Origin of the sequence: Mobilicoccus pelagius NBRC 104925 (genome assembly GCF_000247995.1) — a bacterium.
Taxonomy (GTDB): Bacteria; Actinomycetota; Actinomycetes; order Actinomycetales; family Dermatophilaceae; genus Mobilicoccus; species Mobilicoccus pelagius.
Genome location: NZ_BAFE01000061.1, coordinates 17809 through 35998 on the forward strand (window position 1 = coordinate 17809; position 18190 = coordinate 35998).

Sequence of the window (18190 nt, forward strand, 5' to 3'; positions counted from 1 at the left end):
CGCGTCCCCCGACCCCGAGACCCGTCGAACCGAAGGAAGTCCCATGACCCCCACCCGCATCACCCACCTGATCGGCCACTCCCTCTGGGAGGGCACCGCGGAGCGCACGAGCGACGTGTACGACCCCGCCACCGGTGAGGTCACCGGCGCCCTCGACCTCGCGAGCCGCGAACTCGTCGACGAGGTCGTCGCCGGCGCTGCCGAGGCCGCGAAGGTCTGGGGAAGCATGTCCATCGCCAAGCGCACCCGGGTGCTCTTCGCGTTCCGTCAGCTCCTCGACGAGCGCAAGGGGGAGATCGCCAAGACGATCGTCGCCGAGCACGGCAAGACCTACCCCGACGCGATCGGCGAGATCAATCGCGGTCTCGAGGTCGTCGAGTTCGCGTGCGGGATCGGCACGATCCTCAAGGGCGGCCACAACGAGAACGTGTCGACGAACATCGACGCCCATTCCCTCCTCCAACCCCTCGGCGTCGTCGGCGTCATCTCCCCGTTCAACTTCCCCGCGATGGTGCCGCTCTGGTTCACGCCCGTCGCGATCGCGTGCGGCAACGCCGTCGTCATCAAGCCGAGCGAGAAGGACCCGAGCGCGGTCAACCTCATCGCCGACCTGTGGCGCGAGGCCGGGCTGCCCGACCGGGTGATCAACGTCGTCCACGGCGACAAGGAGGCCGTCGACGCACTGCTCGAGAACCCCACGGTCAAGGCGATCAGCTTCGTCGGGTCCACCCCGATCGCGAAGTACGTCTACGAGACCGGTGTGAAGAACGGCAAGCGCGTCCAGGCGCTCGGCGGCGCGAAGAACCACATGCTCGTCCTGCCCGACGCCGACCTCGATCTCGCCGCCGATGCGGCCGTGAACGCCGGGTACGGCGCCGCCGGTGAGCGGTGCATGGCGATCTCGGTGTTGCTCGCCGTCGACACGATCGCCGACGAGCTCATCGAGAAGATCAAGGAGCGCACCGCCACCCTCAAGATCGGTCAGGGCATGGGCGAGGGCGTCGACATGGGCCCGCTCATCACGGGTGCACACCGCGACAAGGTCAAGGGTTACATCGACGCGGGTGTCGCCGAGGGTGCCGACCTCGTCATCGACGGCCGCGAGGGCGAGTGGGAAGGCGGCTCGAAGGAGGGCTTCTTCGTCCTGCCGACGCTCTTCGACAACGTCACGCCCGAGATGTCGATCTACACCGACGAGATCTTCGGCCCGGTGCTGTCGGTCGTGCGGGTCCACAGCTTCGACGAGGGCCTGCAGCTCATCAACGACAACCAGTTCGGCAACGGCACGACGATCTTCACCAACGACGGTGGCGCCGCCCGCCGGTTCCAGCACGAGGTGCAGGTCGGCATGGTCGGCATCAACGTGCCGATCCCGACGCCGATGGCGTACTACTCGTTCGGCGGTTGGAAGGACAGCCTGTTCGGCGACACCCACGCCCACGGCATGGAGGGTGTGCACTTCTTCACGAAGACGAAGGCCGTGACGCAGCGGTGGCTCGACCCGAGCCACGGGGGGCTCAACCTGGGCTTTCCGCAGAACGACTGACGGCTGAGGAAGTAGCGGGAGCCCCCGGGAGCGCAGCGACCGGGGCTCCCGCCTGACGTCGCCGCTCGGCACGAGTGGGAGCGAGCCGTCGTCCGGACGAGGAGGGATCCCGTCCGGGCGGCGGCTCAGTCGTGTGCGGGGGTGGGGCGGCGGGGACGGTGGTCGTGCGGATCGCGAGATGGGGGCGGGTGGTGACGTGCTGCGCGTCGGCGTGGGGGTGGTCGAGGCGGTGCGCGACGGCGGAGAGCGCGGCGGCTGCGAGGGCGCGGGGGTCCTGGGAGACGCTCGTGAGGCCGATGGTGGAGAGGCGGGCGGTGCGCGTGTCGTCGTAGCCGACGACGGCGACGTCGCCGGGTACGTCGACGTGGGCGGCGCGGAGGGTGAGGAGGAGCCCGAGGGCGACCATGTCGTTGTAGGCGAGCACGGCGGTGGGCCGGACGTGCGTCGAGAGGATCCGTTCGGCGGCCGTGATCCCGGCGTCCTCGGTGGTGCCGCCCGGGGAGACGTAGGGGCGTAGTCCGTGGGCCTTGACGCCGTGGCGGTAGGCGTCGGCGCGCACGGCGGACATGACGCCGCCCCCGCCGTCGACGTGGAGGATGTCGTGGTGGCCGAGGCCGACGAGGTGGTCGACGGCGAGCGAGACGCCCGCGGTCTCGTCGGTGGCGACGACGTCGACGCGTTCGGCCCGCAGCGGTGAGCCGAGGACGACCGTGGGCACCTGCCGACCCCACATGTCGAGGTCCGCGGCCTCGACCTCTGGGGAGAGGAGGACCAGCGCGGAACACCGGTCGCGGAGGAGCGACTCCACCGCGGTGTCGGCGTCGCGGGTGTCGGTGACCGCCGAGAGGACGAGGTCGATCCCCTGCGTGGCGGCCTCGGCGTGGAGGGCCTCGACGAGGTCGGCGTGGAACGACTGCGCCGGACGGAACGTGACGCCGACGGCCCGGGAGCGACGGTCGCGCAGCAGACGGGCCCGGTGGTCGACCCGGTAGTTGAGGCGGGTAGCGTGGACGACGACGCGTTCACGCGTCGCGTCGGAGACCCCCGGCTCGCCCCGTAGCGCGACGGAGGCCGTCGAGGTCGAGACCCCGGCCGCCTTCGCGACGTCGACGATCGTCACCCTCGCCATGCGTCCTCCTCGATCGTCCCCGAGGACATTCGTGCCTCGAAACCCTTGCCGCAGGCTACCGGAACGTTCTAGTGTCGGATTACCGGAACGTTCCGGTCACGGGTTTTGACGTCAGACGAGAGAGTCACCATGACCAGTCCCATCAGCGTCGCCGTCATCGGCGCCGGACTGGCCGGGCGGTCGCACGCGGCCGCCTACCTCAACGCGGGAACCCTGTGGGGCCCCGACCTGCCCCCGATCCGCCGCGCGGCCATCGTCGACAGCAACCCCGACCTCGGCCGTGACACCGCCCGCCGTTACGGATTCGAGAGACACCTGAGCAGCGTCGAGGAGCTCTGTGACGACCCGAGCATCGACGCCGTGAGCATCGTCGTCGGCAACGACCTCCACCGGCCGTTCGCCGAGGCGCTCGTCGCCGCCGGCAAGCACGTTCTCTGCGAGAAGCCCCTCGCGGGCAGCCTCGAGGACGCCCGGGCGATGGCCGAGCTCGAGCGCCACACCGACCGGGTCACGGCGATCGGGTACACGTACCGTCGCGTCGCCGCCGTCGCCGCGATCCGCGCACGCCTCGCATCGGGTTCGCTCGGCCCACTCTCCGTCGTCGACGGCCGCTACTGGTGCGACTACTCGTGCGACCCCGAGGGTCCGCTCACCTGGCGATACCTCGGTGCACCCGGTTCGGGCGCCCTCGCCGATCTCGGCATCCACCTCATCGACCTCGTCGAGCACGTCACCGGCTCGCGGATCGTCTCCGTGAGCGGCGGCAGTCTCGTCACCGCCGTCCCGACGCGGCCCCTGCCGCTCGGCACGGTCGTCGGTCACGGCCGGGCCGCGGTGAGCGAGGAACGCGGGGAGGTGACGAATGAGGACACCGCCTCCTTCGTCGCCCGGTTCGACGACGGCACGGCCGCGACCCTCTCCTGCTCGCGCACCGCGTTCGGGATGCCGAACGGCCTCTCGTTCGCGCTCCACGGCACCGGCGGCAGCGCGGCGTTCGACTGGCACCGGCCGGCCGAGTACATCTACGACGGCCCCTCCGGTGACGCTCCCGCCGGTCGGCGGCAGGTCGTCGTCGGCCCGGCCGACCCGTACTTCGCCGGCGGCTACCCGATGCAGGCCCCGGGCAACGGGGCGGGCAATGCCGAGTCCTTCGCCTACCAGGCCCGGGCGTTCCTCGACCAGGTCGCCGGGATCAGAGGCGAGGTCGAGCCGTGCGCGACGTTCGCCGACGGACTCCACACCCTCGAGGTCGTCGATGCCGTCGTCCACTCCCACGCCGCCGGGGGCGACGCCGTCGACGTGGCCGCCTGACGGCCCGCCGCGGCAACCCTCACCGCCCCCACCCACCAGCACCTGCACCCCGCCCCGCCCCGCCCCGAGGAGTCCCGATGAAGTTCGGCGCCTATACCGCCTGCCTGTCCGACCGTTCCCTTCCCGAGGCGCTGGAGATCCTCGCCGGACTCGGCCTCACGTCGGCGGAGGTGAACTCCGGCGGCTTCATCCCCGCACCGCACTGCCCCGTCGACGCGATCCTCGCGTCGGAGTCCGCGCGGCGCGACTACCTGCGGATCTTCGAGGAGGCCGGGGTCGAGCTCACCGCACTCAACTGCAACGGCAACCCGCTGTCACCGTTGCCGAACGAGGGCCTCAAGCACGCCGACGACCTGCGGCGCTCCATCGAGGCGGCGGGAAGGCTCGGGGTGCGTCACGTCATCACGATGTCCGGCCTGCCCGGCACCGACCCCACGGCGAAGTACCCGACGTGGGTCGTCAACGCGTGGAACGGGATCGACATGGAGATCCTCGACCACCAGTGGAGCGTCGCCGTGCCGTTCTGGAAGGAGATCGACGAACTCGCCCGCCGCTGGGACATCCGGGTGGCGATCGAGCTCCACCCGCGCAACCTCGTCTTCAACGTGCCGACGTTCCAGCGGCTCCTCGCGGAGACGGGCGCGACCCACATCGGCGTCGAGATGGACACGAGCCACCTCATGTGGCAACAGATGGACGTCCCCGCGGTGATCCGCGCCCTCGGCGACAAGGTGTTCTTCGCCGCGGCCAAGGACGTCGCCCTCTTCGACGGGGTGAAGACCAAGGGCGTCCTCGACGTCGACTTCACGAAGGTTCCCGCGGACGCGGAGGGCAAGACCCCGGTCGCCTACGGCTACTGGTGCAACGCGTGGCCGGAGGATCCGGCGTGGCGGTTCGTCGCCGTCGGCGTCGGTCACGACGAGGACTACTGGGTCGAGGTGCTCAGCGCCCTGCGGGAGGTGGGCGCCGACATGGTCGTCAACATCGAGCACGAGGACGCCGCGATGAGCACCCTCGACGGTCTCGGCCACGCCGCACGGACGCTCCTCTCCGCCGCCGAGCGCGTCGGCTGACGCGTCCCACCCACCCCTCCCCCTCGACGGCACGACGAACGGGGCGGCCACCTCGACGGTGCTGTCCCGTTCATCGTGCCGGGTCAGGCGTCAGGTGAGGTCGATGCTCTCGATGTACTCGCGGTTGATGCGGGCGGCGTCCTTGGGGTGCTTGTGGGTGGTGTCCTGCTCGAGGACGTACCAGCCGTCGTACCCGTTCTTCTCGAGCCAGCGGACGATCTCGGGGATGTCGACGAGGCCCTGGCCGAGCTCGGGGAAGATGATCTCGTAGAGGGCCTTGGAGAACGACCAGTTCTCGTCCTTCGCCCGCTGGAGCACCTGGGGGTCGACGTCCTTGAGGTGGACGTGCTCGACGCGGTCGCCGTAGGTGGGGAGGAAGTCCATCGCGTCGCCGCCGCCGTACTTGAGGTGGCCCACGTCGAGACACCAGCCCACCTTGGCCGGGTCGGTCTCGTCGAGGAACCGCTTCGTCTCGGCGGCCGTCTCGACGTAGGTGCCGACGTGGTTGTGGAGGACGACGCGCATCCCCATGGGCTCGAGCAGGTCGGCGAGGTGGGAGAGACCCTCGGCGAGGTTGGTCCACTGCTCGTCGGTGAGTCCGCGGGATTCGTCGACGTGGCCGCCCTCGGCGTCGCGGCGGTCGTCACCGAGCTCGGCCGCGACGAGGATGTCGCCGCCGGCGGCCTTGACGCGGCGGGCGACGGAGAGCGCGGCCTCGTCGGCCTCGTCCCACGCCTCGCGGTCGCGGTAGCCGAGACGGACGAACGCGCCGACCATGTCGAGGTCGCGCTTGCTCATCTCGGCGCGGACGACGTCGGGGTCGTCCGGCATGCCCGGGCCCCACTCGGTGGCGGAGTACCCGGCCTCGACCATCTCGTCCATCATCTGCCCGGCCTCGGTGTACGGGCGGAAGTCGGGGATGTCCCCGTTGTTCCAGTTGCAGGGGGCGGTGGCGATCTTCATCGATCGGACTCCTTCGTCGAACGACCTCGGGGTGTGATGTCTTCATGTCCTGACATGCGCTGCGGTCATCATGGCACGGCGACGAGGAGTGGGGAAGGGTCGGCAACGAGAAAATGACCTATTGACAGTACATATCACCCCCGCTACGGTCGCCGTATCGGCTCCTCCGGAGGCCACGAAAGGACGACGATGTCCACCTCGCCGCAGGACAGGTCCCGCAACCCCGACCCCCGCTACGCCAAGCTCGCGATCGGGGTCTGCCCCGACCAGTGGGGGGTGTGGTTCCCCTCCGACCCCAAGCAGATCCCCTGGCAGACGGCCCTCGCCGAGATGCAGCAGGCCGGCTTCTCGATCATGGAGACCGGGCCCTTCGGGTACTTCCCCACCGACCCGGCGGAGCTGAAGCGGGTCATGGACGACCACGGCTTCCAGGTCGTCGCCGGCACCGGCTGGGGCATCCTCCACAAGGAGGAGGCCTGGGCCGAGACCGAGAAGACCTTCCGCGCGATCGGCGAGACCCACGCCGCGGTCGGCGCCGAGTACGTCGTGCACCTGCCCCCGCTGTTCCGCGACGACAAGACGTGGGAGTTCACCGACGACCGCGTGCTCTCCCCGGAGGCGTGGGATCTCTACATCGCCAACGCCGACCGTCTCGGCCGCATGATGAAGGACGACTACGGACTCAAGATGGTCCTCCACCCCCACGGCGACAGCCACATCGAGACCCGCGAGGACATCGACCGGATCTTCTCGGCCACCGACCCCGAGTACGTCGGTTTCTGCCTCGACACCGGCCACATCGTCTACGGCCAGTCCGACCCCGTCGACATCATCCGGGCCTACCCCGAGCGCATCGACTACGTCCACATCAAGGCGATGGACCCCGACCTCGTCGCCCAGGCGCACGAGGACGACTGGCCGTTCGGCCAGGCCGTCGCCAAGGGCTGTTCCGTCGCCCCGCCCGCGGGCGAACCCCAGATGCCCGGGCTCATCGAGGCGCTCGCCGACCTCGACAAGGAGCTCTACGTCATCTGCGAGCAGGACATGTACCCCTGCGACCCGAGCTTCCCCCTGCCCAACGCCATCAGGACACGCGAGTACCTCGCCTCCTGCGGCCTCGGCGTCGCATGACCACCGCCCCGCACGCACACGAACAGGAGAACTGACATGACCGTCCGCATCGGCATGATCGGCCCCGGCGGCATGGGGCAGGCCCACCTCGACCGCATCCGCACCGTCATCGCGGGCGCCGAGATCACCGGCGTCTCCGACATCGCGCCCGACAACGTCCGCACCGTCTGCGAGAAGTACGGGGTGCGCGGGTTCGACAGCAGCGCCGAGCTCATCGCCTCCCCGGACGTCGACGCGGTGATGATCTGCAGCTACGGCCCCGCCCACGAGGCCGATGTCATCGCCTGCATCGAGGCCGGCAAGCCCGTGTTCTGCGAGAAGCCCCTCACGCCCGACGCCGCCGGTTCCCTGCGGATCATGGAGGCCGAGCAGAAGGCCGGACGCCGGCTCGTCACCGTCGGGTTCATGCGCCGCTTCGACCGTTCCTACAGCGAGATGAAGGCGATCCTCGACTCCGGCGAGGTCGGCGAGACCCTCGTCATCCACAACCGGCACCGCAACCCGGGTGTCCCCGAGCGGTACACGTGGGACATGGCGATCAACGACACCGGCATCCACGAGATCGACACGATGCGGTGGCTCACCGGCGAGGAGATCGTGCGGGTGCGCGTCGACAAGCCGAAGAAGACGACGCGCCGCTTCGAGCACCTCCAGGACCCGCTCATCCTCATCATGGAGACCACCTCGGGCATCTGGATGGACGACGAGATCTTCGTCAACAACCAGCATTCCTACGACATCCAGTGCGAAGCAGTCGCCGAGCTCGGCACGATCCGGCTCTCCGACCAGCACGCCGTCGAGCGCACGGGCGTCCTCGGCCGCCACAACGTCCTCACGATGGACCACAACCAGCGGTTCGGTGGTGCGTTCGTCACCGAGGTGCAGCAGTGGATCAGCGCCGTCGCCTGCGGCGAGCACACCGGCTCGACCTCGTGGGACGGCTACGCCGCCGCGTGTGTGTGCGACGCCGGCGTCCGCGCCCTCGAGTCCGACACGTGGGTGCCCGTCGAGATGATCGACAAGCCCGACTTCTACGCCTGACGCACGCGGGCGTCCCTGCCATCCGACTTCTACGCCCGCGGCACATCCCACCCTTCGACGATTCGAGGACGACATGACACGTGAGATCGGCATCGGCGTCATCAGCCTGGGCTGGATGGGCCGCCTCCACACGCGCGCCTACAAGCAGCTCCGCGAGCGCTACCCCGAGCTCGACGTCACCCCGCGACTCGTCGCGGCGGCCGACCCCGTCGAGTCGTTCCGGGAGGAGGCGGTGGGGACGCTCGGGTTCGAGCGCGCCTACGCGGACTACCAGGAGCTCCTCGACGACCCCGAGGTCGACGTCGTCTCCATCTGCGGTCCCAACTACCTTCACCGCGACATGGCGCTCGCCGCGGTCCGCGCCGGCAAGCCGTTCTGGATCGAGAAGCCGATGGGCGTGAGCGCCGCGCAGAGTGAGCAGATCGCCCGCGCCGCGCAGGAGGCCGGCCTCATGACGGCCGTCGGGTTCAACTACCGGCACACCCCCGCGATCGAGCACGCCCGATCCCTCGTCGCGGCGGGCCGCCTCGGCCGCATCACCAACGTCCGCTGCTGGTTCATCGCCGACTACGCGAGCTCCCCCGACGGGCCCCTCACCTGGCGCTACTCCAAGGAACAGGCCGGCTCCGGCGTCTTCGGCGACCTCCTCAGCCACGGGTTCGACCTCGCCCAGTACGTCCTTTCCGACCGCATCGACGCCGTCTGCGCGATGTCGGGCACGTTCGTCACCGAACGCCCCAAGGCGCTCGGCCAGGCCATCGGCCACGGCGCCGTCGCCGTCACCGAGGAGAAGTACCCCGTCGGCAACGAGGACTACGCCGCCGTCCTCGCCCGCTTCGACGGAGGTGCGCTCGCGACGTTCGAGTCGAGCCGTGTCGCCCACGGCCCCCGCGCCGAGTACGTCGTCGAGGTGTACGGCACCGAGGGCAGCCTGCGGTGGAACTACGAGAACCAGATGCACCTCGACGTCCTCATCGACGCCGACAACGCCCACCACCACGGCTACACGCGCGTGATGTCGGATGCGACGCACGGCCACTTCGGCCGGTACCAGCCCGGGCCGGGGCAGCTCATGAGCTTCGACGACATGAAGTCCATCGAGGCCGCCCTCTTCGTCGAGTCCGTCCTCACCGGTGAGCAACTCGTCCCGTCGGCCGCCGACGCGTGGGCCGCCGCCGAGTGCGACGAGGCCTGCGTCGCCTCCGCCGCCGACGGTGTCTGGCACGACGTGCCCGCCGTCGAGGGGCCGACGACGATCGGCTCCTCCGTCGGTGGCGCCGCCCTCCCCGGCGACTGATTCCCCGGACCCCATCCGCCCTTACGCCCCGGAGACCCCCATGGCCGTGAAGATCCTGCTCGACCCCTCGATGTACCACCCGCACCTGTCGGTCGCCGACGAGTGCCGCAAGGCCGCCGACCTCGGCTACTCCTACCTCGAGCTGTCCCCGCGTGCCGACTTCCACGAGTGGCACCACTACCCCAAGGTCGACCGGGCGCTCCTCGCCGAGACGAAGGCGGGCATGTCCGACTCCGGCGTGAAGATCTGGAGCTTCAACCCCGTCTACAACTGGTCCTCGCCCGATCCCCTCATGCGTGAGCACGCGGTGCGGTGCCTGCGGCGGCTCCTGCAGATCGCGAACGAACTCGAGGTGCCGCTCATCGCGACGGAGTTCTCCGGCGACCCCAACCGGCCGCTCGAGAGCGAGGCCGCGTTCTACCGGTCGATGGAGGAGCTCGTCCCCGACTTCGAGCGGTACGGCATCGAGTGCACGATCGAGGCCCACCCCTACGACTTCGTCGAGGAGAACTCCCGCGCGGTCCAGATCGTCCGCGGCGTCGACAAGGACTGGCTCAACTACGAGTTCTGCTGCCCCCACGCGTTCCACCTCGGCCAGGGCGACCGCGACGTGCACGCCATGATGGCCTACGCGGGGCCCCGCCTGCGGCACGTCCACATCGCCGACGTGTTCGACCACACCGCCAACGTCGGCAACCGGTACATCGTCAACCCGCCCGGCGTCGACGCCCGCATCCATCAGCACAACGAGATCGGCAACGGCGAGATCCCCTGGGACGACGTCTTCGGGTACCTGCGCGAGACGGACTACGACGGGCCGGTGAGTGTCTGCGTCTTCGGGTGGGAGGAGGACGCCGACGCGATCCACGTCCGCATGCGTGAGCGCATCGAGGCGGAACTCGGCGCCTGACCCGCACGTACACGCCCCCGGACACGAGGAAGGCCCCTGCCGTTCACGGTAGGGGCCTTCTGGGTTCGTGGTGAGGCTCGCTCCTCATCGAGCGCCTCCCCGATCAGCGACGGGTCGGGCGGACGAGGCCCACGGCGAGGCCGGCGACGACGGCGAACGCGGCGATCATCAGCGGCACGGTGGTCGTGGCGACCATCGATGCGACGACGCACAGCAGGGTGACGAACGCGACGGCGAGCGCGAGGGCGGCGGGCGAGCGGTCGGTGGACGCGTGGTCGAAGACGGGCTTGCGGTCGTCGACGGTGGGGGGCAGGACGGTGAGCAGGCTCATGGGTTCTCCTCGTGTTGCGACCGACGAGGCGAACCACGACGGCGCGCCCCGCACGGCCGTCGTGCATACGTGAGGGGTGTGGAACCCACACCCCTTTGTTCGGACATATCCAGTATAGGACAAGTCACCCATCGGTCTCAACCCGGCTCGCACACGGGCCACCTCGACACCCGCTCAACTTTGTTCTGACAATCTATTGACTGTCGGAGGCACGGAGGGTTGACTGTCACCACATCAGAAGCCCGTGCAAAGGAGCACCCGGTGACACACGGTGGTAGCCCATCCTCTCCCGCGTCGGTGACACTTCCGCCCGACACCCCTGGACCCCACACCCGACGCCTCGACCTCATCGCCGTGGTCGCGACGTTCGGCGGCCTGCTCTTCGGGTACGACACCGGCGTCATCAACGGCGCCCTCGAACCCCTCAAGGCCGACTTCGGCCTCACCGCCGTCACCGAGGGGCTCGTCACCGCCACCCTCCTCGTCGGCGCCGCACTCGGCGGACTCACCGGCGGAGGACTCAACGACCGCGTCGGCCGCAAGAAGGCCCTCACCGACATCGCCGTCGTCTTCTTCGTCGGCACGCTGGGCTGCGTCTTCGCCCCCGAGCTCGTCGTCCTCCTCGTCTCCCGGTTCGTCCTCGGCTGGGCGGTCGGTGCCGCCTCCGTCACCGTCCCGGTCTACCTCGCCGAACTCGCCCCCACCGAGCGTCGCGGCACCCTCTCGGGTCGCAACGAACTCGCGATCGTCATCGGGCAGATGCTCGCGTTCATCATCAACGCGATCATCGCCAACCTCTGGGGCGACCACGACGGCGTGTGGCGGTACATGCTCGCCGTCGCCGCCGTCCCCGCCGTCTGCCTCTTCGTCGGCATGCTGCAGATGCCCGAGTCGCCCCGCTGGCTCATCGCCCGCAACCGCTACGACGACGCCCTCGAGGTCCTCATGCAGGTCCGCTCCGAGGACCGTGCCCGCGCCGAGATGCGCGAGGTCGAACTCCTCGCCCAGGAGGAGAAGGCCACCCACTCCGGCAGCCTCGCCGACCTCGCCGTGCCGTGGATCCGCCGCCTCATCCTCATCGGCTGTTTCCTCGCGATGGCCCAGCAGGTCACCGGCATCAACTCCGTCATGTACTACGGCACCCAGCTGCTCACCGAGGCCGGCTTCTCCGCCGACGCCGCCATCGTCGCGAACGTCGCCAACGGCGTGCTCGCCGTCGTCGGCACCGTCATCTGTCTCTTCTGGGTCATCGACCGCTTCCCCCGCCGGTCCCTCATCATCTTCGGGTTCTGCGCGACGACGATCTGCCACGGCCTCATCATGGCGGCCGCCGCGATCCTCCCCGCCGGGCAGACCCGCGCCTACATCGTCCTCATCCTCTGCGTGACGTTCGTGTTCTTCATGCAGATGGCCCTCAACGCCCCCGTGTGGGTGTGCCTGTCGGAGCTGTTCCCGCTCCACGTCCGTGGACTCGGCATGGGCATCAGCATCCTGTGCATGTGGCTCATGAACGCCACCCTCACGTTCCTCTTCCCCGTCATCACCGAGATGGCCGGGCTTCAGGCGATGTTCGGACTGTTCTTCGTCCTCGGCATCGTCGTGGTCCTCGTCCTCCTCAAGTTCCTCCCCAACACCTCCGGCCGGTCCCTCGAGGACCTCGAGGAGGCCTTCTCCCGGGGCGAGATGCGCTGACCCGCCTCCACGTCGCGAACGGCCCCTCGGCACCCGCCGGGGGGCCGTTCGCGCGCCGAGGAGCCGTTCGCACGTTCCCGCACGGAGACGGAGGCCCCTCCTCGTCGCGTCTCCTCGCCCACCCCCGACCCAGCGCCCGACGCGGCGCCTCGACGCCACCGCCGACGAACGGCACATCGAGGTGACGCGGCGTCCGGCCACCCGTGGCGACCGCCGACCGGGGCGTTCGCCGAGCGCTCTCGGCCGGCACGGGCCATGGGGCCGTGGACGGGGGTCCGAGGTCTCGATCATCAGGTCGGTGCCGATGGGTCTCGGGGCGAGGCAGGACCGGACAGGGTGGGCGGGGCCCACAGCGACCATTGCGCGCGACACACGTCGAGGCCCACCTCCGTGCGGAGGTGGGCCTCGAACGGGGCGCGGTGGGCCGTCGGCACCACCGCGGGGACGTCACACGGCGGAGCCGCTGGCCTCGGCCTGGACGTCGTCGGCGACGTCGGGGATCTCCGACATCTGCACCACGCGACCCTCGCGGCGGGAGAGGTCGCAGGCCTCGGCCATGCGCTGGGCCTGCACGCCGTCGTGGACGGTGCACGGGCTCGGGCGGGTGCCCTGCACGACCTCGACGAAGGCCGTGAGCTCACGGACGTACGCCGGCAGGAACCGGTCCATGAAGCTCATGACCCGGGGTCCGGCGGGGAACGTCGCATCGGGTTCGGCCGAGGTGAGGGCGAGGGTGTCGTCGAGTCCGACGGCGATGTCGCCGGTGGAGCCGTGGACCTCCATGCGGACGTCGTGGCCGAACGCGTTGTGACGGCTGCACGAGAACGACACGATCGTGTCGTCGTCGAGCATGAACACGCCCGAGCCGGTGTCGACGTCGCCCGCGGTCTTGATGTACGGGGCACCCTTGTTCGCGCCGAACGCGCACACCGAGCTGACCTCCCGGCCGGTGACGAACCGGATGATGTCGAAGTCGTGGATGGAGCAGTCGCGGAAGATGCCGCCGGACACCTCGACGTACTCCTTCGGCGGGGGCGCGGTGTCGAGGGTCATGGCCCGCACGGTGTGGACGAAGCCGAGCTCACCGTTCGCGACGGCCTCGTGCGCCCGCATGTACCCGGCGTCGAAACGGCGCTGGAAGCCGATGTGGATCGGCACGGTGCTCGCCCGCTCGACCTCCGCGAGCGCGAGCGCGGAGTCGAGACTCGCGGCGACGGGCTTCTCGCAGAACGTGGGGATGCCCGCGGCGACGCCGGCGCGGATGAGCGACTCGTGGGTCGTCGTGGGGCTGGCGACGACGAGGCCGTCGAGGCCGGAGTCCAACAGGGCGTCGACGCTCTCGACCGCCTGGAGGCCGAGCTCGCCGGCGACGCGCTGGGCGGTCTCGGGGAACGCGTCGGCGAGGACGACCTCGTCGACCACATCCAGATTCCTCAGGGTGTTCGCGTGGTAGGCCCCGATCCGGCCGGTGCCGGCGATCCCGATCCTCATGTTCGCTCCTCGACGTCGCTGTTGGCCGCGCACGATGCGTGTCATGCGGCGGCAAATGTGTACTGACATTCTGACATGTTCTTTCGGTTCGGGGGAAGGTCCCGAGCCGTCCGCTTCCCCCGGGCATGGGGTGACGTACACGGATCCCGGTCGCAGCATCCGTGTCCCCGACCGGTCGCGGCCGCTACCGCAGGAGCAGGGCGATCCCCGAGGCGAGCGCGACGGCGAGGACGACCCGTTCGAAGACGTCCCGCCGGATCCGGGTGATCATCCACCGCCCCACGACCGCCCCGAGGACGACGCACGGCACGAGCGAGAGCACGAGCGGGGCCCGCTCCGGACGCACGAGACCCAGACCGACGGAGAACGGCAGCTTGACGAGGTTGACCGCGGCGAAGAACCACGCGAACGTCCCGACGAAACCGCGGACCGGCAGACCCGCCCGCACGAGGTAGAGGCTCATCACCGGGCCGCCGGCGTTGGCGACCATCGTCGTGAACCCGGCGAGGCTCCCGAACGCGCGACCGGCGGTGCGCGAGTGCGCGTCGGTCGAGCCGGGAACGGCGGCGGGACCCTCCGAGTCGCCGGCAGAGCGAGCGCGACCCCGTCGGGCCAGGACCCGCGCGAGTCGCTGCCCGATCTCCATGAGCGACATGACGACGACGATGCCGCCGATGAGCGGAGCGATCCACCTGCTCGGCGCCCACTGCAGGAACGCCGCGCCGGCGAGCACCCCGACGAGCACCGGCGCGATGAGCCGGGTGAGCAGGGGCAGGTCGGCGTCGCGACGGTAGGTCCACACCGCGATCGCGTCGCCGAGCAGCAGGAGGAGCAGCAGCACCCCCGTCGACTCCCGCGTGGGCAGCACCGCGGCGAAGGCGACGACCGACACGGTGACCGCCCCACCGATCGCCGTCTTGCCGAACCCGACGAGCAGAGCCCCCACCGCGAGGACGAGCCAACCGGCGAGATCGACGTCCACTGGGCCTCCTGCACGACGGGGTGGGACACAGACGGGACGCCGGTGCGGCACGGCCGGGTCCCGAGCGGTGACGGACGACGGTGACGGTGACGGCGGGCAGACGATGAGGAGACGGCATCGGGGCCCGTCGCGGACGACGGACCCCGATGCGATGCGCGAGGAGGCTCCCGCGCCGGACGACTCAGAGATAGTGACGCTGCGCGGCCTTCTCGGCCGTGTACTCCTCGTAGGCCTTCTGCGTGCTCTCCAGTTCGGAGACCTGCCCGACGGGCACGTCCCACCACGCCGACGCCGGCGGGTTGGGACCCAAGAGGTCGGTCTCGATGTAGAGGACGGTGACGCCCTCGTTCTCGACGGCCTTCGCGTAGTTCTCGCGGAACGCGGCGATGCCGTCGCAACGCAGGAGCCTCGCGCCCCAGCTCTCGGCGTTGGCGGCGAGGTCGAACGGCACCTCGTCACCGTCGAGCATCCCCGTCTGCGAGTTGCGCATCCGGTACTTCGTGCCGAACCGCTGGGAGCCGCGGGACTCCGAGAGCGCCCCGATCGAGGCGAACCCGTGGTTCTGCAGGAGCACGATGACGACCCGCATGCCCTCGGAGACCATCGTCGCGATCTCCATCGGCATCATCTGGTAGGTGCCGTCCCCGACGATCGCGACGACGGCGCGGTCGTCGTGGCCCTGCTCGGCGAGAGCCATGCGCACGCCCATCGCCGCAGGGATCTCGTATCCCATGCATGAGTAGGCGTACTCGACGTGGTACTGCTCCGGGGTCTGCGCACGCCACAGCGCCTGGAGGTCGCCCGGCATCGATCCCGCGGCGTTGATGACGACGTCCTTCTCGCCCATGAGTTCGTTGAGGGCACCGAACACCTCGGTCTGGGCGGGCAGGGGTCCATGGTCGCGGTGGTAGCACTCCTCGGTGACCTTCTGCCATTCGGCGTCGAGGTCGGCGACGCGCTGCCGGTAGGAGTCCGGCATGCTCCAGCCCTCCAGGCGCGCGGTGAGCGCGGTGAGCGCCGCACGCGCGTCGGCGACCACGGAGATCGCCGAATGCTTGGCCGCATCCATCGCGAGCACGTTGACGTTGACGAACCGCACGTCCGGGTTGGCGAAGATCGTATGGCTCGCCGTCGTGAAGTCGGAGTAACGGGTGCCGATGCCGATGACGAGGTCGGCCTCGCGGGCGAGGGTGTTGGCCGCGGTGTTTCCCGTGGAACCGACGCCGCCGACCGAGGACGGGTGGTCCGCGTCGATGGCGCCCTTGCCTGCCTGGGTGTCGGCGACGGGGATGCCCGTCGCCGTGGCGAACGCGCGGAGCGCCGCGCTCGCGCCGGAGTAGACGACTCCACCACCGGCGACGACGAGCGGCGCCTTCGCGGACCTGATCACCTCGACGGCGCGGTCGAGGACGGCACCCTCGGGCTCCGGGCGGGCGACGTGCCACACCCGCTTGCGGAAGAACTCGGCCGGCCAGTCGAAGGCCTCGGCCTGGACGTCCTGCGGCAGGCAGATCGTCACGGCACCCGTCTCGGCCGGGTCGGTGAGGACCCGCATCGCCGCCAGCGCCGAGGGGATGAGCTGCTCTGGCCGGTTGATGCGGTCCCAGAACCGGGACACGGGCCGCAACGCGTCGTTGACGGACACGTCGAGGCTGCGGGGGTCCTCCAGCTGTTGGAGCACCGGGTCGGGCGCCCGCGTCGCGAACACGTCGGAGGGGAGGAGGAGCACCGGCACCCGGTTGGTCGTCGCGAGCGCGGCGCCGGTGACGAGGTTCGTCGCTCCCGGCCCGATCGACGTCGTCACGGCCATCGTCTGGAGCCGCTCCGTCGTCCGCGCGAAGGCCGCGGCCGCGTTGGCCCCACCCTGCTCGTTGCGGACGAGGTAGTACGGCATGTCGACGTGTGAGGCCGAGGTGCCCCCGTCCGCCGCACCGGAGGTGTCCGGCACGGCCAGCTCCCCGAGCTCCGACTGGAGCAGGGCCTGACCCACGCCGGCCACGTTGCCGTGCCCGAAGATGCCGTACATGCCGGGGACGAGACGGCGCTCGACGCCGTCACGCTCGGAGAACTGGCGGGAGAGGAAGGCCACGAGGGCCTGCCCGACGGTGAGACGCACCGTCGCACGTTCGGACGTCTGCGAATTCATGATCGCCTCCGTGTACTGGTGCCGCGCGTCAGGGAGCCGGGACGAGAGTGTCACGCACGAGGGCGTCGAGGTCGGCATCCGCCTGGAGGAACTGGCGCAGGGTCTTGCGGGTGGCGCCGAAGTCGATGAACTCCTCCGGCGTCATGCCGTCGACGTCGTAGGCCTGATGGAACTCGGGGATCGTCTCGAGGGCCTCGAGGATCTCCGGGTCGACGGGGACGTCCATGCGCGGGGTCGGCTCGATGCCGCTGTCCTGGAAGCGCTTCTGCCACGCGAACGGCGGGGAGAGGACGACCTTGCCACCGACGAACTCGGTCCACTGGAGGGCGTTGCGGTAGGCGGCGGAGAGGAGACGCGCACGCAGGCCACGCTCACCGAAGATGCGGTAGGCCTCCTTGAACGCGGCGACGCCGGCCCACTCGAGGTAGCCGGGGTCGAAGCAGAAGCCACCGGCGTTGTAGCAGACCTTCATCCAGTCGTCGAGGCGTCCGCACATGATGGTGACGACGGGGCCCATCTCGTCGATGGGCAGGCCCTCGGCCTCCCGACGCTTGAGGCCACGCTCGATGGCCTCGCCCGCGGCGACGGCCTGGGCGACGGTGAAGGAGACCGTGACGTTGATGCTCACGCCGCGGTAGGTCGCGTCCTCGATCGCCTCGATGCCGGTGGCGGTCGCGGGGATCTTGACGATGATGTTCGGCGCGAGGCCGGAGAAGTGCTCGGCCTGGTCGGCGAGGGCCTTGGCGTCGCGGTGGAAGCGCGGGTCGGTCTGCATCGAGAGGCGACCGTTGACGCCCTTGTACTTCTCGAAGGCGGGCATGAGGAGCTTGGCGGCGTCGATGGAGACCTCCTCGACGACCTTCCAGCCGATCTCGGACTCGCCGGCGGTGGGCATCTCCTGCGCGAGTTCGGCGATGCGGGCGCTCCAGCGGGGAAGATCGGCCTTGATCGCGGCGAGGGCGATGACGGGGTTGCACGTCGCCCCCACCGCACCGTAGGAGATGGACTCCCTGAGCTCCTCGGGGTCGCTGGAGTCGTTCCAGAGCACGGTCGGAGTGTTCTCGACCATCGTGTTGAGCGGGCGGCTGTCGGTCATCGGATCCTCCACGTCGAGGGGTCGGTCCACGTCACAGCCATCCCACCAGGA

General features: G+C 69.9%; 15 protein-coding genes. 8 read left to right on the forward strand and 7 right to left on the reverse strand.

All coding sequences use genetic code 11. The features are described from left to right. Positions 1-43: 43 nt before the first annotated feature. The gene (locus MOPEL_RS09645; protein ID WP_009482711.1) at positions 44-1546 is read left to right on the forward strand and encodes a CoA-acylating methylmalonate-semialdehyde dehydrogenase; all 1503 of its coding nucleotides are present in this window, start codon (positions 44-46) and stop codon (positions 1544-1546) included. On the opposite strand, the gene MOPEL_RS09650 is transcribed toward MOPEL_RS09645, so the two are convergent. Continuing rightward, a complete protein-coding gene (locus MOPEL_RS09650) occupies positions 1518-2675 on the reverse strand; it encodes a LacI family DNA-binding transcriptional regulator (RefSeq protein ID WP_009482712.1) in 1158 nt (385 codons plus the stop codon). The genes MOPEL_RS09645 and MOPEL_RS09650 overlap by 29 nt on opposite strands. Positions 2676-2804: 129 nt before the next feature. On the opposite strand from MOPEL_RS09650, the gene MOPEL_RS09655 reads away from it, so the two are divergent. Continuing rightward, complete coding sequence (locus tag MOPEL_RS09655) at positions 2805-3986, forward strand: Gfo/Idh/MocA family protein (protein ID WP_009482713.1); 1182 nt, start codon at positions 2805-2807, stop codon at positions 3984-3986. A gap of 77 nt (positions 3987-4063) precedes the next feature. Beyond that, on the forward strand, positions 4064-5059 hold the full coding sequence (locus MOPEL_RS09660; RefSeq protein ID WP_009482714.1) for a sugar phosphate isomerase/epimerase family protein: 996 nt from the start codon (positions 4064-4066) through the stop codon (positions 5057-5059). Positions 5060-5149: 90 nt separating this feature from the next. Here the strand turns inward: MOPEL_RS09660 and MOPEL_RS09665 are convergent, their stop codons facing one another. Continuing rightward, positions 5150-6022 (reverse strand): sugar phosphate isomerase/epimerase family protein, encoded by an 873-nt coding sequence (locus MOPEL_RS09665; protein ID WP_009482715.1) that lies wholly within the window; start codon positions 6020-6022, stop codon positions 5150-5152. A 189-nt stretch (positions 6023-6211) separates the two neighbouring features. On the opposite strand from MOPEL_RS09665, the gene MOPEL_RS09670 reads away from it, so the two are divergent. The 4 genes from MOPEL_RS09670 to MOPEL_RS09685 all read left to right on the forward strand — a co-directional run bounded on the left by MOPEL_RS09670 (position 6212) and on the right by MOPEL_RS09685 (position 10401). Continuing rightward, complete coding sequence (locus MOPEL_RS09670; RefSeq protein ID WP_009482716.1) at positions 6212-7153, forward strand: TIM barrel protein; 942 nt, start codon at positions 6212-6214, stop codon at positions 7151-7153. 36 nt (positions 7154-7189) lie between these two features. Then, positions 7190-8194, forward strand: coding sequence for a Gfo/Idh/MocA family protein (locus MOPEL_RS09675; protein WP_009482717.1), 1005 nt, complete (start codon positions 7190-7192; stop codon positions 8192-8194). Between the two features lie 73 nt (positions 8195-8267). Further along, positions 8268-9491: a Gfo/Idh/MocA family protein gene (locus MOPEL_RS09680; protein WP_009482718.1), complete on the forward strand. Its 1224-nt coding sequence runs from the start codon at positions 8268-8270 to the stop codon at positions 9489-9491. Positions 9492-9531: 40 nt separating this feature from the next. Then, positions 9532-10401: a sugar phosphate isomerase/epimerase family protein gene (locus tag MOPEL_RS09685; protein ID WP_009482719.1), complete on the forward strand. Its 870-nt coding sequence runs from the start codon at positions 9532-9534 to the stop codon at positions 10399-10401. A gap of 103 nt (positions 10402-10504) precedes the next feature. Here the strand turns inward: MOPEL_RS09685 and MOPEL_RS09690 are convergent, their stop codons facing one another. Continuing rightward, positions 10505-10732 carry a hypothetical protein gene (locus MOPEL_RS09690; RefSeq protein WP_009482720.1) on the reverse strand — a complete coding sequence of 76 codons (228 nt, stop codon included), beginning with the start codon at positions 10730-10732 and terminating at the stop codon, positions 10505-10507. A 297-nt stretch (positions 10733-11029) separates the two neighbouring features. Here MOPEL_RS09690 and MOPEL_RS09695 point away from each other — a divergent pair, with 297 nt between their 5' ends. Continuing rightward, entirely contained in the window at positions 11030-12424 is a 1395-nt protein-coding gene (locus MOPEL_RS09695; RefSeq protein ID WP_009482721.1) for a sugar porter family MFS transporter, read from the forward strand. 447 nt (positions 12425-12871) lie between these two features. Here the strand turns inward: MOPEL_RS09695 and MOPEL_RS09700 are convergent, their stop codons facing one another. The 4 genes from MOPEL_RS09700 to MOPEL_RS09715 all read right to left on the reverse strand — a co-directional run bounded on the left by MOPEL_RS09700 (position 12872) and on the right by MOPEL_RS09715 (position 18139). Further along, complete coding sequence (locus MOPEL_RS09700) at positions 12872-13915, reverse strand: Gfo/Idh/MocA family protein (RefSeq protein ID WP_009482722.1); 1044 nt, start codon at positions 13913-13915, stop codon at positions 12872-12874. 184 nt (positions 13916-14099) lie between these two features. Continuing rightward, complete coding sequence (locus MOPEL_RS09705) at positions 14100-14897, reverse strand: sulfite exporter TauE/SafE family protein (protein ID WP_009482723.1); 798 nt, start codon at positions 14895-14897, stop codon at positions 14100-14102. Positions 14898-15078: 181 nt separating this feature from the next. Further along, entirely contained in the window at positions 15079-17043 is a 1965-nt protein-coding gene (gene iolD, locus MOPEL_RS09710; protein WP_009482724.1) for a 3D-(3,5/4)-trihydroxycyclohexane-1,2-dione acylhydrolase (decyclizing), read from the reverse strand. 28 nt (positions 17044-17071) lie between these two features. Further along, complete coding sequence (locus MOPEL_RS09715) at positions 17072-18139, reverse strand: transaldolase family protein (protein ID WP_009482725.1); 1068 nt, start codon at positions 18137-18139, stop codon at positions 17072-17074. Positions 18140-18190 lie beyond the last annotated feature (51 nt).

Excerpts from the sequence above, each read along its gene's own strand:
- MOPEL_RS09655 (WP_009482713.1), top strand. The coding sequence starts at position 2,805 with ATGACCAGTCCCATCAGCGTCGCCGTCATCGGCGCCGGACTGGCCGGG.
- MOPEL_RS09660 (WP_009482714.1), top strand. The coding sequence starts at position 4,064 with ATGAAGTTCGGCGCCTATACCGCCTGCCTGTCCGACCGTTCCCTTCCC.
- MOPEL_RS09675 (WP_009482717.1), top strand. The coding sequence starts at position 7,190 with ATGACCGTCCGCATCGGCATGATCGGCCCCGGCGGCATGGGGCAGGCC.
- MOPEL_RS09645 (WP_009482711.1), top strand. The coding sequence starts at position 44 with ATGACCCCCACCCGCATCACCCACCTGATCGGCCACTCCCTCTGGGAG.
- MOPEL_RS09680 (WP_009482718.1), top strand. The coding sequence starts at position 8,268 with ATGACACGTGAGATCGGCATCGGCGTCATCAGCCTGGGCTGGATGGGC.
- iolD (WP_009482724.1), bottom strand. The coding sequence starts at position 17,043 with ATGAATTCGCAGACGTCCGAACGTGCGACGGTGCGTCTCACCGTCGGG.
- MOPEL_RS09670 (WP_009482716.1), top strand. The coding sequence starts at position 6,212 with ATGTCCACCTCGCCGCAGGACAGGTCCCGCAACCCCGACCCCCGCTAC.
- MOPEL_RS09650 (WP_009482712.1), bottom strand. The coding sequence starts at position 2,675 with ATGGCGAGGGTGACGATCGTCGACGTCGCGAAGGCGGCCGGGGTCTCG.
- MOPEL_RS09715 (WP_009482725.1), bottom strand. The coding sequence starts at position 18,139 with ATGACCGACAGCCGCCCGCTCAACACGATGGTCGAGAACACTCCGACC.
- MOPEL_RS09685 (WP_009482719.1), top strand. The coding sequence starts at position 9,532 with ATGGCCGTGAAGATCCTGCTCGACCCCTCGATGTACCACCCGCACCTG.
- MOPEL_RS09700 (WP_009482722.1), bottom strand. The coding sequence starts at position 13,915 with ATGAGGATCGGGATCGCCGGCACCGGCCGGATCGGGGCCTACCACGCG.
- MOPEL_RS09665 (WP_009482715.1), bottom strand. The coding sequence starts at position 6,022 with ATGAAGATCGCCACCGCCCCCTGCAACTGGAACAACGGGGACATCCCC.
- MOPEL_RS09690 (WP_009482720.1), bottom strand. The coding sequence starts at position 10,732 with ATGAGCCTGCTCACCGTCCTGCCCCCCACCGTCGACGACCGCAAGCCC.